This window comes from Desulforamulus profundi, from assembly GCF_002607855.1.
This window is the reverse complement of record NZ_AWQQ01000069.1, coordinates 40,612-53,311: the sequence shown is the minus strand read 5'-3', so window position 1 is coordinate 53,311 and position 12,700 is coordinate 40,612. Positions and strand designations below refer to the sequence as shown.

Here is a 12,700-nt window from a genome sequence, read left to right as displayed (position 1 = left end):
TTAAGAGGATTTGGATAATACGTGTAGAAACGTTAACATAAATTTAATCCTATAAACCTTGATTTTTGGTAAATGTCATAGTACATGACAACCCTGCCATATTTACCTGAAATTGGTTAAATGTGTATATAATTTGTTAAGAGAGGATACCATTATTTACAAAAGGAGGCCTGAACTTTGAAAAATTACCAATCCAATCAACTCCGCAACGTCGCAGTGGTTGCCCACGGCGGTTCTGGCAAGACTTCTCTGGTAGAAGCCATGTTGTTTAACACCGGAACTCTTTCCCGACTTGGCAGAGTGGAGGACGGTACCACTGTTTCGGACTACCATCCTGAAGAAACCGCCCGCAAAATGACCATTCATACCAGTTTGGTACCCGTTGAGTGGAATAATACAAAGATTAACCTGTTAGACACCCCCGGCTTCTCGGATTTCATAGGTGAAGTAAAAGGTTCTTTACGTGTTGCCGACGGCGCTTTATTTGTGGTTTCCGCCGTAGACGGTGTCCAGGTTCAGCATGAAGTGATCTGGGATATGGCGGATGAGCTGCCCAAGATCGTTGTTATCAATAAAATGGATCGTGAAAATGCGAACTTTGACAAGGTTTTGGATAATTTGAAGGCAAAGTTTGGGGCAAATTTTGTACCCATCCAGCTTCCCATTGGCGCTTTTACCGATTTCAGCGGTGTTGTCAATGTCATGGAACAAAAGGCCTTCACCGGTGACGGCAAAGGCAAAGAAATTCCTGTACCGGGAGATCTGGCGGATCAAATGGAGGTCTATCGTGAGGCCATGGTGGAAGCCGCCGCTGAGGGCGACGACGAGCTGACCATGAAGTACCTGGAAGGGGAAGAGCTTACCCCGGATGAAATTAAAGACGGCTTCCGCAAGAGCCTAGCCCTGGGTAAATTTGTGCCTGTGCTGTCCTGCAGTGCCACCAAGAAAATTGGCGTAGCGCAAATTCTTGATTTCCTGGCTGCTTATTTCCCGGCTCCCCAGGTTGAGGAAGGTCCTGTGGCCGCCCTGGTATTTAAGACCATTGCCGACCCCTATGTAGGCAAAATGAACTTCTTCCGGGTATTCCGGGGGCAGTTAAAGAATGACTCTGCCGTTGTTAACGTAACCAAAGACAAAGCGGAAAAAATCGGCCAGATCCTCTATGTACGCGGCAAAACCACCGTACAAACCGATGTAGTTCCTTGCGGCGACCTGGCGGTACTGGTGAAACTTCAGGATACCAGCACCGGAGATACCCTGGCCGACAAAGATAAGCCCCTGGAATTGGAAGGCATCGAGTTCCCGGTTCCCACCCTGACCACTGCGGTGGCGCCCAAGAGTAAAAACGACGAAGACAAACTGGGTGATGCCCTGTTAAAGTTAACCGAAGAAGATCCCACCATTAAGGTTCAGAAGAATACCGAAACCAAGCAAACCCTGCTGATCACCATGGGTGAAGCACAGACTCAGATTATGGTTGACCGCCTGAAGAAGAAATACGGCGTTGATGTGGTACTGGAAGAAGCCAGGGTGCCCTATCGCGAAACCATTCGCAAGAAGGTTGAAGTGGAAGGCAAGCACAAGAAGCAATCCGGCGGCCGTGGCCAGTACGGACATGTCTGGATTCGCTTTGAGCCCACGGATGAACACTTTGTCTTTGGTGAAGAAGTGTTCGGCGGCGCGGTTCCCAGGAACTTCTTCCCGGCCGTTGAAAAGGGTTTAAGAGAAGCATTGGAAGAAGGGGTGCTGGCAGGATTCCCTGTTACCGGTCTGAAGGCCACCTTGTACGATGGCTCTTACCACCCGGTAGACTCTTCTGAAATGGCCTTTAAGATTGCAGCTCATTTAGCCTTCAAGAAAGGTTGCGAACAGGCCAGCCCGGCCCTGCTGGAGCCCATCCAAAACGTAGAAGTTACCGTGCCGGAAAACTTCATGGGCGACATTATCAGCGACTTCAACACCAAGCGCGGTCGTGTGCTCGGCACCGAACCCATGGGTAAACTGGTGAAAATCCGTGCCCAGGTTCCCCTGTCTGAAATGTACCGTTACGCCATCGACCTGAAGTCCATGACCCAGGGTCGCGGCTCCTTCACCATGGAATTCTCCAGTTACGAGGAATTCTCCGGTCGTGAAGCTGAAATGGTGATTAAAAAGGCCAGGGAAGAAAAGGAAGCCAGTAAGTAATACCAAAACCCAGGGGCATTTGCTCCTGGGTTTTCCTTCATTATACTTATTCTTTATTGCGTTCGGCAAAACGGGTTAATTCTTTTTCCTTCTCGCAGTACGTCCACTGTTCCGGGGAAATCAGGTCAACTCCTTTGGGTCTCAGTTCCGGCTGCAGTTCCTCCGCAGTCTCCATATTGTTTTTATTCGGGTCAAAATAGATAAAATGTCCCATTTCATTCACCTACCTGCATCATTGTTGTCCTGGTTATGGAACCCTTGTCATCATTAGTTTTCGCTGATAAAATCTATTTATTCTTTTATGGTTGAATATAAGCATAAGGAAATTCAGTTCACTCCAATGGAAAAATTAGATAACCATGAACAATTTTTATAGCAAAAAAGCGACATTATTTATGTTGACTAACAACCGGGTTTTTGATATACTAACTCTTGCGTCAGGGAAAACAACTGAATTACGGGGGTATAGCTCAATTGGTAGAGTAGCGGTCTCCAAAACCGTTGGTTGAGGGTTCAAGTCCTTCTGCCCCCGCCAGTAAGTAAAACCTGCTATTATAAAAGGATAGCAGGTTTTTTATGTTCAATAACCGCAGTGGATAATCCGGTAAAAGTGCAAAAAATAAGGGAGGTGCCATGGACCACCCGTTAAGCCTCGATTTGCTTTTTAATGCGGTTAATTTCCTTTTTGTTTTGTTGTGTTTCGTGCTCTAATAATTCAACGTCCGCTGTCAGGTAAACCAGTTTGCCGTCTATGTCGTTCAGACGGTTTTTAATCTCGGTCATTTCTACCTTTATGCCGGCAATTTCCGCTTTCATCTCAGACATTTCCGCTTTCATCTCAGACATTTCAGCTTTTATGTCGTTTTGCCCCTCTAAAACCTTGCCCACCATGGTAATCAACTGGCTAACCATTTGCTCCATGCTTTTGTTCTCACTCACCGGGATCCCTCCTTTAAGCAATTATAACATGAGTTTTATAAGAATGGGAGGTAAGTTTTGGCTCCGGTAATCAGAAAGGCCTTGCAAATAACTTAAGTTCTATTGTTATAATTGAGGTAAAGGAACACCTGAGGGGGGTAAAGGATGGCAACAAATATTATTGTATCAATGGTCTTTCTTTTAATTCTTGGCTTAGTTATGACAAAGGGCATCCATGATAAAGACAACATAAAAGAAACACCCTTGGTCTATCGCAATCCGACGGTTCAATTTATTTTAAAACTTTCTATCCTGCTGTTTATTGGTTTCTCAGGCTTTATATTATTTTATAACTGGAAGCTGTTCGCCGGTCTGCTGGTTGGTGGCATCCTTACCGCCAAATTCACCACGGTATGGATTTGGGATAAAGTGTTTCACGCTTTGTTTGCGCCTCAAACAGAACCATTGCAGCAGAAGAAAGCCGCAGGAAAAGAGAAAAGCAAGAAAAAGAGGTAAAAAAACCGGCCCCGGGCCGGTTTTTATTTAGGTAATATGATGCTTTCACCTGCATGTTTTTCCACTGCCCGGGTACCCGCAGCAATGGTTACTATGGTCCCGGGTCCGCCCACACAGCCTCCTTCACAAGCCATACCCTCGATGAAGGTGAGGCCTGCACCATTGACTTTCTTAGCAGCGGTTTTTAAGGCAGACAGGCACTGCCCCAGACCTTGTACCTGCAATATTTCCAAATCCATATCGCTGTTGATGTGCTTGCGAACGGCAGCGCTTACGCCACCGGCCCTTGCAAACAGCCTTCCGTTGGGTGAGGCATCTTTTACTTCGGTAGGGGCCAGGGAGGAAAGATCAATCTCCGAGGCTGAGAAGATGGCAGCCAACTCCTCAAAAGTTAAGACCAGGTCAATTTCATCCCCCCGGGTAGCTTCTGCTTTTTTGGCAATACAGGGACCGATGAATACCGTGGTCACCTTGTTGGCATACTTGTCCTTAACTAACTGGCCGGTAACTCGCATGGGGGATAAGGTGGTGGAAATTATGTCTTTCAGCTCCGGCATTTTAACAGCCACCGCATTGGCAAAGGCAGGGCAGCAGGAGTTGGTCATTACATTTTTTTGACCGACATGCTCCATAATTTCATGGGCTTCTTCTTTCGCTACAATATCCGCACCCAGGGCCGCTTCAACCATTTCATCAAATCCCAGTTGCAGTAAACCTGTTTTAATTTGTTCCGGCGTTACCTTTGGTCCAAACTGACCTGCGATGGCAGGTGCAACGATGGCCACATGGGGTTGTTCCTTGATCCGCAGGGAGCAAATAACATCCAGTATTTGTGAAAGATCGGTGATGGCTCCAAAGGGACAAACCGTTACACACAAGCCGCAGGATACACATAGACTGTTATCGATCACCGCTTTACGGGACTCATCAACCTTAATGGCGCCTATGGCACAGGCTCTTTCACAGGGCCGTGTAATTTCAATGATGGCGTTATAAGGACAGGCTTTGGCACATTTACCGCATTCTGCGCAGGAAGTCTGATCAATAAAGGCACGGTTTTGAATAACAGAAATTGCCTTTTTAGGGCAACTGTTACGGCAGGGGTGAGCCACACAGTTTTGACAGACATCGGTTACTAGATATTTCGTTAAGGAACAACGGTTGCATGCATCGGGAATTACAGTTACCGGGTTATTTAACGGGGTTAACCCAACAGCAATTTTAATCTGCTCTTCAACAATTGCTCTTTCTTTATGAATACAGCACCGATAACGTGCAGGTCCATCGGGAATAATTTCCTTTACCAAAGCAGATATATCCATTTCAAAGGGACCGTCCAATGGTTGATTAAGAGCCCAGCGGGCGATCCTGGTAAAAATATCTCTGCGGATTTTTGTTACTTCTGAAACAGGATTCATGCAAATCTCCTCCTATAGTAATCTGAATTGTGCAAATTATCTCATGTCTGTTAGGTACAAGTCAATTTGATCACAATATGTTGCAATTTAGCAAAATATCAATCGATTTAGAAAATTTATGATAATGGGTTGTTGATAAAATATTTAAACAATTGCCAATTGGTTAGAATATTATGTTTATTATATATTACAGACATACGATTGAATGCGATTAACTTGTTTATAATAAATACATACATATGACGACCACATAACCAAATAGTTTAATATATTTTATAATAAAATGTAAATGCATTTTTCGTTAAAAGTATTTCATGTTTTGTCATAAGATGGCATAATAATCTATGAAGTGTAAGAAACTATCCAAATTACGGCAAGGATTTTGTAAGTGTCCTCAGAATATAATAGAATTGTACTATTACCGGGCTTACCGGTTGGGAGGTGAAATTTGACATTGCGTATAGGAGTCTTATGTGGCGGTCGTTCAGAGGAACGAGAGGTTTCTTTGCGAAGCGGTGAAGCCGTTTACAGAGCGCTGCTTGCCGCCGGTTATCACGATGTGCTTAAAATAGACGTGGGATTTGACCTGGTGGAACAGCTTAAGGAAAATAAAATAGAACTGGCATTCCTGGCCTTACACGGGAAATACGGTGAAGACGGAACCATACAGGGATTGTTGGAGATGCTGGAGATCCCCTATACCGGAAGCGGTGTACTGGCCAGCGCACTGGCCATTAACAAAATTGCGGCCAAAAAAATATTTGCTTTGGAGGGAATTCCCACCCCGGCCTTCACCGTTGTAACTCGAAGGGAAGTGCTGAACCAGGGTTTGGAGCAGGCAGCCGCCAGGGCCATAAAGGAAGTGGGCGTGCCGGCTGTGGTCAAAGCAAACACCCAGGGTTCTACCATTGGTATTTCCTTTGTCCACGAACAAGAAAAAATGAGCGCTGCCATAGAATCCGCCCTGGAATATGATCATGATGTTTTAATTGAAGAATTTATCTTCGGCATGGAAGTCACCGCATCCGTTTTAGGAAACCATGATCCCGTTACGTTACCCCTGATTGAGATCACCTCTGTGACAGGTGTTTACGACTACCAGGCCAAGTATACCCCGGGCATGAGTGACCACATCATTCCGCCCAGGCTGCCCGAAGAGATACAAAGCAAAATAAAGGAGTTGGCTGTCCGGGCCTATTTGGCCTTGGGCTGTAGGGGCTTCGGTCGGGTTGATTTTATGGTAAAAAACGACGAAATTTTCGCCCTGGAAGTGAATACTTTACCCGGTATGACGGCCACCAGCCTGTTTCCGGATGCAGCAAAACATGCAGGCATAGATTTCCCCGAACTGGCCGACCGGCTTGTCAAACTGGCCCAGGAACAATAAGTTTTAGAAAAAGGCGGATGAATCAGTCTTTTTCTGTTAAGAAAACATAACCCCGAAAACCGTGAGCGGGGCGCGGCACGGCAGAGGGTTGTGATTTTTATTACTTCTATGCAAGGACAGGAAGGATTTTTGTCATCCCAGGCAGAATTGTCTTACTAATCTGCTCAATTAGGGCGTACTAACGGGGGTGGCAGAATTGGAAAACAAAGAAAATGAAGTCCGCTGTATTATGTGTGGCCGGGTGATCGTAATTGAAAAGTCCGTTGACCCGTGGGGAGAAGAGGATGATTTTATTCTCAAGCCCAAGAAATCTGTATCCTTTTGCCAGTTTTGCGAAGCGAAACTGCGTAAAGAGTCGGACGATCAGATGAAAGGCACCAAACCCATGTAAGGTAAATAAGGAAACTTCAAATCATTTAACGGAGGTGTTGTCGTGCAGCACGGGTCACGGTTTTCCATTGGCCTTTTTCTTCTGACAGCAGCTTTGCTTCTTTCAATGGTTGGCTGGGGAGCGGGGCTATACATCGATTGGCTGTGGTTTAGCACTCTAAAGTACCCCCAGGTCTTTACGACCAGAATCCTGTCCGAAATTGGACTCCGGGTTCTTGTTGGCGTTATCATGTTTGTGCTGTTGCTTGTCAACCTGATGTTGACCAAAAAGTCCGTCCTGCAAGCAATTCAGTCCGCAAAACCTTTCCGTCCCTTTTATCAGGACGATGACAATGTTTCTACCATCAATCAGCCCGGTTATCCAAATTGGCGCGAACAAATAACGCCTGGCCGGCTGACAGCGGTTTTTACCGCTCTCAGTTTGGTGCTGGGTTTTCTCTACAGCACCACCGTTGCCGGTGATTGGGTCACTGTGCTCAAGTATTTTAACCAGACTGCCTTTGGCACTGCAGACCCGATTTTTAGCAAAGATATAGGCTTCTACATGTTCAGTCTGCCCTTTTTTGAATTTATTTACAGGTTATTGGCCTCTGCCATTTTTATTAACATACTGTTAGTGGCTCTGGTTTACCTGGTAACCGATACAGCCCGGGGAGGCCCGGCCAAGATCTTCCGTTTCCCCGCCGCCAGATACCACCTGTCTGTTCTGGCCGCCCTGTTCTTTATTTTAAAGAGCTGGGGCTACCGGTTGGACCAGTACGGGCTCCTGTATTCCACCGGAGGGGTGGTGCATGGCGCCGGTTATACCGATATTCATGCTACCTTACTGGCCTATAAGGTCTTGACCGTTCTTTCATTGATCACGCAGTGGTGATCCTCGCCAACATTTTTCTCAAGCGGTTCCGGCTGGCTGCCTATTCCATTGCAGGTTTGATCCTGGCCTCTATTTTGCTGGGCGGCGTGTACCCGGGAATCATTCAAAAATTCGTGGTGCTGCCCAACGAATTTTCCCGAGAAGCGCCCTATATCGCCAATAGCATCAAGTTAACCCAACAGGCCTATAATTTAGATACCATTGAGCAAAGGGAATTTCCCGCCGGACGTACCTTGCAGGCCAAGGACATCCAGGAAAACCGCAACACCATTGAAAACATTCGCCTGTGGGACTGGCATCCGCTGCAGCAGACCTACAGCCAACTGCAGGAAATGCGCTTGTACTATGAATTCAAAAATATTGATATTGACCGCTACCAAATAGACGGACGATATCGCCAGGTAATGGTAGCCGTGAGGGAAATGAACCAGGACCAGCTGCCCCAGCAGGCCCAGACCTGGATTAACCAGCGGTTAAAATATACCCACGGTTACGGTGTAGCCATGAGCCCGGTCAATGAAGTATCCGCCGAGGGCCTGCCTCGTTTTTTCCTGAAAGATATTCCCCCGGTGCCCTCCACCGATATTAAAGTAACCCGGCCGGAGATCTATTACGGAGAATCGGACGATGGTTATGTCATCGTTAACACCAAAACAGAAGAGTTTGATTACCCCAAGGGCGACGGCAACGCTTACAGCAAATATGAGGGAACCGGCGGGGTGAAAATCAGCTCCTTTGTCCGGAAACTTCTGTTTGCCATCAATTTTGCAGATTATAAAATGCTGTTGACCAGCGACATTACCAACGACAGCCAGGTGCTGTTTTACCGGAATATTAAGGATCGGGTTCCCAAGATTGCACCTTTCCTGAGCTATGACAGCGATCCCTATCCAGTTATTAATGCCAAGGGGGAAATCATCTGGCTGTGGGATGCCTATACCGTCAGTGACATGTACCCTTATTCCGAGCCCTTTGACAACAGGGGCAACAACTATATTCGAAATTCCGTCAAGGTGACCGTAAACGCCTATAACGGGGATGTCAGTTTCTACATTGCAGATGCCAATGACCCGATCATTCAAGCCTACAGCAAAATATTCCCCGGCATGTTTAAGTCCCTGGATCAAATGCCCTCGGATTTACGGTCCCATGTCCGGTATCCCGAAGATTTATTTCTGATTCAGTCCCGCATGTATGCCCTGTATCATATGACCGACCCGCAGGTATTCTATAACAGGGAAGACAAGTGGACACTGCCCACCGAAAAGGTAGGCAGCGAAGAAAAGCCCATGGAGGCCTATTACACCATCACGGTATTACCCGGAGAGCAGAAGCCGGAATATGTCTTGATTATGCCCTTTACCCCGCAGAACAAGAAAAACATGATTGCCTGGCTGGGAGCCCGCTCAGACGGTGAGAATTACGGAAAAATGGTCGTCTACGAGTTCCCCAAACAGGAACTTGTTTACGGCCCCATGCAGATCGAGGCCAGAATCGACCAGGACACCACCATTTCGCAACAGCTGTCCCTCTGGGACCAGCGGGGTTCATCGGTGATCCGGGGGAACTTGCTGGTAATTCCGGTGAAAGACTCGCTGCTTTATGTTGAACCCCTTTACCTTCAGTCCGAACAGAGTAAAATGCCGGAACTGCGCAGGGTTATTGTGGCCTCCGGCGACAAGATCGTCATGGAGCCGACCCTGGATCTGGCTCTGCAGAGGATCTTTGGCGAAGGGGCAGGTTTACCCGCACCGCCCAAGCAGGGAACGCCTCCCCAGACCGATCAGCCGGGCGAATCGCAGCCCGTTCCCCAGGCCACTCTGAAAGAGCTGGCAGCCGAGGCGAACCGTCTTTACGACGAGGCACAGGCCAGGTTGAAGGCCGGGGACTGGTCCGGCTATGGCCAATCCTTAAACCGGCTTAAAGAAGTTCTCAACAAGCTGCAAGAACAATCTTCACAGTAAAAAAACGGGGCTGCATACCGTGCAGTCCCGTTTTTATGTTTAAAACATTGTACAAATATTCGCTAATAAATCGTTATGAATTGATTGACATTTATATTGACAGCCCTTGGCCGGCTCGGCTACAATTGTTTTAAGTTTTACATATCTTTATATGGAATACGGGGGTGGCGGGAAGTCTGCAAATTTTGTTTCTAAATGTTCCTTCTATTTAATTGTCCAACTAATGAACATGGAGGTACAAAGATGAGAAGAGTGAGAGCGAGTAAAGGCATCTTACTACTGGTAACCCTTTTAATTATCAGTCTGCTTGCCGGCTGCGGCGGCCAGGAGAGCAAACCTAAGGCACAGGAAGCCGAAGTCATCAAAATTGGCGGCAACTATGAATTGAGCGGCCAGGTGGCTACCTTCGGCAACTCGGCCAAAAACGGCATTAATTTATATTTTGAAGAAGTTAACGCCAAGGGTGGAGTATTAGGCAAGAAAATAGAATTCATCTGCCTTGACAACAAGAGCGAGGCCACAGAGGCTGCCAACGTGGCCACCCGATTGATTACCCAGGACAAAGTGGTTGCCATCCTGGGCGCCATCACCTCCGGCAACACCATGGGCTTCTCCCAGATCTGTATGGACAACAAAGTCCCCGTAATGACCACCGGCGGTACCAACCCTGACGTAACCGTGGACCCCGCCACCGGTAAAGTACGTGATTATGTTTTCCGCTCCGTGTTTATCGATCCCTTCCAGGTACAGTAATGGCAACCTTTGCCACCAAGACGCTAAATGCCAAGACTGCTGCTGTTTTTGTTGAAAACAATTCTCCCTACAGCAAGGGTCTTGCCGATTTCTTTGTTAAATCCTTTGAGGAACAGGGCGGCAAAATCGTAGCCAAAGAAGCATTCTTAACCGAAGACCAGGATTTCAGTGCCACCCTGACCAAGATTAAGTCTTTAAAGCCCGATGTAATTTACGTTCCTGCCTACTACGAGCAAGTGGGCAAAATCGTTAAGCAGGGCCGTGACCTGGGCATTACGGTGCCTTTCATGGGCGGTGACGGTTGGGATTCTCCCAAGCTGATCGAAATTGCCGGCGCTAAGGCTTTAAACGGCACCTATTTCAGCAACCACTACTCTCCGGACTCCCAGGAACCTGCTGTACAGGAATTCGTGAAGAAGTACAAGGCCAAGTACAACAACGAAACTCCCGATGCCCTGGCAGCCCTGGCCTACGATGCCGCCATCCTGTTTGTGAAGGCTATTGAACAAGCCGGTTCCGCAGAACCCGAAAAGATTAAGGATGCCCTGGCCAGCCTGAAGGATGTGCAGGCCGTTACCGGTAAATACACCTTCGATGCCAACCATAACCCTGTCAAGGGCGCTGTGGTCCTTGAGTTAAAAGACGGCAAGCAGGTATTTAAGGAGCAGATCAACCCTTAATCCTTAATTAAACACAAAAATGACGGGCTTTTTCATACCTGAAAAGCCTGTCATTTTTATTTCAGCCATCTGGTCATCACTATTTTCTCTTAAAATGGGGGCACCCTTTAGGATTAACTTCAAGACAGTTCTCAAAATGCAAGTCATTTCTGTTTAACTTGCAAAAACAGCCGTCTTCGTATATTTCCCCTTCATCCACCTGGTCCCAAATTTCTTCATGATATTCACACAGGCTGCAGACATGCATTTCTTTTTCCATAAAAGCACCTCCGCTTGTTTTATGCTCAATTCTACCATAACTGTTTAATTTGCGAGGACTTTTTTCTCATTTTTTAAATCCAAGCCGGGGGTCTGCCACAAATCGTTCACTTATGGTAAAATAAGCTATATTGGAGCAAAGGGGTGATAGGGTGATTCAACGTGTTGCTGTGTTAACAGGCGGCGGGGATGCCCCCGGCTTAAATGCAGTTATTCGCGCCATTGTTAAGACTGCCGTCAGAGAATATGGCATTGAAGTGGTAGGTTTTAGGGACGGATTCAAGGGAGTGATGGAAAACCGGGTCACTTTATTAACTGAGGCAGAGGTGTCCGGCATATTGCCCCGGGGTGGCACCATTCTGGGAACGACCAACCGCGATAATCCGTTTCATTACCGGGTTGCGGAAGGAAAATTTGAGGATAGATCTGACCAGTGCATTGAAATGATCAAGCAACATGCCGATGCTTTAATTGTCATCGGTGGGGACGGCTCCCTTTCCATCGGGTATGACCTGGCCCAAAAGGGTCTCAATGTTGTAGGCTGTCCTAAGACCATCGACAATGACCTGGCAGTGGGGCAGGCCAAAACCTTTGGTTTTGACACCGCCTATGCCTTTGCCACCGAAGCCCTGGACAGGCTCCATTCAACGGCTGAATCTCATCACAGGATCATTGTTCTGGAAGTGATGGGCCGCTATGCCGGACATATTGCTTTGCACTCCGGCCTGGCGGGTGGAGCGGATATTATTCTTATTCCAGAAATACCCTTCACCTATGAAAAAGTGGTGGCAAAAATCAACGAACGTTTGAGTCAGAATAAACGCTTCAGCCTGGTGGTGGTGGCCGAAGGCGCCAAACCCCTGGGTGGAGACATGGTGATTCAGAAGGTTATATCGGAAAGCACGGACCCCCTCCGGTTGGGAGGGATTGGCCAAGCCGTGGCCAGTGAATTGGAAAGATTAACGGGTATCGAGTCGCGGGTAACGGTGCTGGGTCACCTGCAGCGTGGCGGCAGCCCCACTCCTTACGATCGCATTCTGGCCACCCGGTACGGGGTGGCAGCCATGGACCTGGCAGCCCATGGGCAGTTTGGTTACGTGGTCTCCCTGGACGGGGAACATCTGAATCCCATCCCTCTGGCGGAAGTTGCCAAGGGAATTCGCAAGGTGGATGTGGAGGGAGACCTGGTGAAGGCAGCCAGGAAAATTGGCATATCCCTGGGCGATTAATTTTTTATACCCAAAGTGAAGGGTGTTCGGTATGATTCGCAATACGATTGAATTTACTGTGGAAGAAATTTAGATTTATATACCAAAAGCAGCATAACAGATAAAATGTTTACGAATACTCTCCTTTGT

General features: G+C 47.4%; 9 protein-coding genes, 1 tRNA gene and 2 pseudogenes. 8 read left to right on the top strand and 4 right to left on the bottom strand.

Annotation, left to right across the window (positions count from 1 at the left end):
* Nucleotides 1-177: 177 nt before the first annotated feature.
* Nucleotides 178-2,184, top strand: coding sequence for an elongation factor G (fusA, locus tag P378_RS11975; RefSeq protein WP_099083413.1), 2,007 nt, complete (start codon nt 178-180; stop codon nt 2,182-2,184).
* Between the two features lie 46 nt (nt 2,185-2,230).
* On the opposite strand, the gene P378_RS19650 is transcribed toward fusA, so the two are convergent.
* Entirely contained in the window at nt 2,231-2,398 is a 168-nt protein-coding gene (locus tag P378_RS19650) for a hypothetical protein (RefSeq protein WP_180261081.1), read from the bottom strand.
* 245 nt (nt 2,399-2,643) lie between these two features.
* On the opposite strand from P378_RS19650, the gene P378_RS11970 reads away from it, so the two are divergent.
* Nucleotides 2,644-2,719: transfer RNA gene (locus P378_RS11970), tRNA-Trp, on the top strand.
* A gap of 110 nt (nt 2,720-2,829) precedes the next feature.
* Here the strand turns inward: P378_RS11970 and P378_RS11965 are convergent.
* Complete coding sequence (locus P378_RS11965; RefSeq protein ID WP_099083412.1) at nt 2,830-3,123, bottom strand: hypothetical protein; 294 nt, start codon at nt 3,121-3,123, stop codon at nt 2,830-2,832.
* A gap of 144 nt (nt 3,124-3,267) precedes the next feature.
* Between P378_RS11965 and P378_RS11960 the strand changes: the two genes are divergently transcribed.
* Entirely contained in the window at nt 3,268-3,618 is a 351-nt protein-coding gene (locus P378_RS11960) for a hypothetical protein (RefSeq protein ID WP_099083411.1), read from the top strand.
* 23 nt (nt 3,619-3,641) lie between these two features.
* Here P378_RS11960 and P378_RS11955 read toward each other — a convergent pair whose 3' ends face one another.
* Nucleotides 3,642-5,036, bottom strand: coding sequence for a monomeric [FeFe] hydrogenase (locus tag P378_RS11955; RefSeq protein ID WP_099083410.1), 1,395 nt, complete (start codon nt 5,034-5,036; stop codon nt 3,642-3,644).
* Between the two features lie 448 nt (nt 5,037-5,484).
* On the opposite strand from P378_RS11955, the gene P378_RS11950 reads away from it, so the two are divergent.
* The 4 genes and pseudogenes from P378_RS11950 (at nt 5,485) to P378_RS11935 (ending at nt 11,084) form a co-directional block, all read left to right on the top strand.
* A complete protein-coding gene (locus P378_RS11950; protein WP_099083409.1) occupies nt 5,485-6,423 on the top strand; it encodes a D-alanine--D-alanine ligase in 939 nt (312 codons plus the stop codon).
* Nucleotides 6,424-6,619: 196 nt separating this feature from the next.
* Nucleotides 6,620-6,814, top strand: a complete 195-nt coding sequence (locus P378_RS11945) for a hypothetical protein (protein ID WP_099083408.1) — start codon at nt 6,620-6,622, stop codon at nt 6,812-6,814.
* Nucleotides 6,815-6,856: 42 nt separating this feature from the next.
* A pseudogene (locus tag P378_RS11940) lies at nt 6,857-9,651 on the top strand (UPF0182 family membrane protein).
* Nucleotides 9,652-9,894: 243 nt separating this feature from the next.
* A pseudogene (locus P378_RS11935) lies at nt 9,895-11,084 on the top strand (ABC transporter substrate-binding protein).
* 79 nt (nt 11,085-11,163) lie between these two features.
* Here the strand turns inward: P378_RS11935 and P378_RS11930 are convergent.
* Nucleotides 11,164-11,343: a hypothetical protein gene (locus tag P378_RS11930; RefSeq protein WP_099083407.1), complete on the bottom strand. Its 180-nt coding sequence runs from the start codon at nt 11,341-11,343 to the stop codon at nt 11,164-11,166.
* A gap of 151 nt (nt 11,344-11,494) precedes the next feature.
* Between P378_RS11930 and P378_RS11925 the strand changes: the two genes are divergently transcribed.
* Complete coding sequence (locus P378_RS11925; protein WP_099083406.1) at nt 11,495-12,571, top strand: 6-phosphofructokinase; 1,077 nt, start codon at nt 11,495-11,497, stop codon at nt 12,569-12,571.
* Nucleotides 12,572-12,700: the final 129 nt, after the last annotated feature.

Excerpts from the sequence above, each read along its gene's own strand:
- P378_RS19650 (WP_180261081.1), bottom strand. The coding sequence starts at position 2,398 with ATGGGACATTTTATCTATTTTGACCCGAATAAAAACAATATGGAGACT.
- P378_RS11960 (WP_099083411.1), top strand. The coding sequence starts at position 3,268 with ATGGCAACAAATATTATTGTATCAATGGTCTTTCTTTTAATTCTTGGC.
- P378_RS11955 (WP_099083410.1), bottom strand. The coding sequence starts at position 5,036 with ATGAATCCTGTTTCAGAAGTAACAAAAATCCGCAGAGATATTTTTACC.
- P378_RS11930 (WP_099083407.1), bottom strand. The coding sequence starts at position 11,343 with ATGGAAAAAGAAATGCATGTCTGCAGCCTGTGTGAATATCATGAAGAA.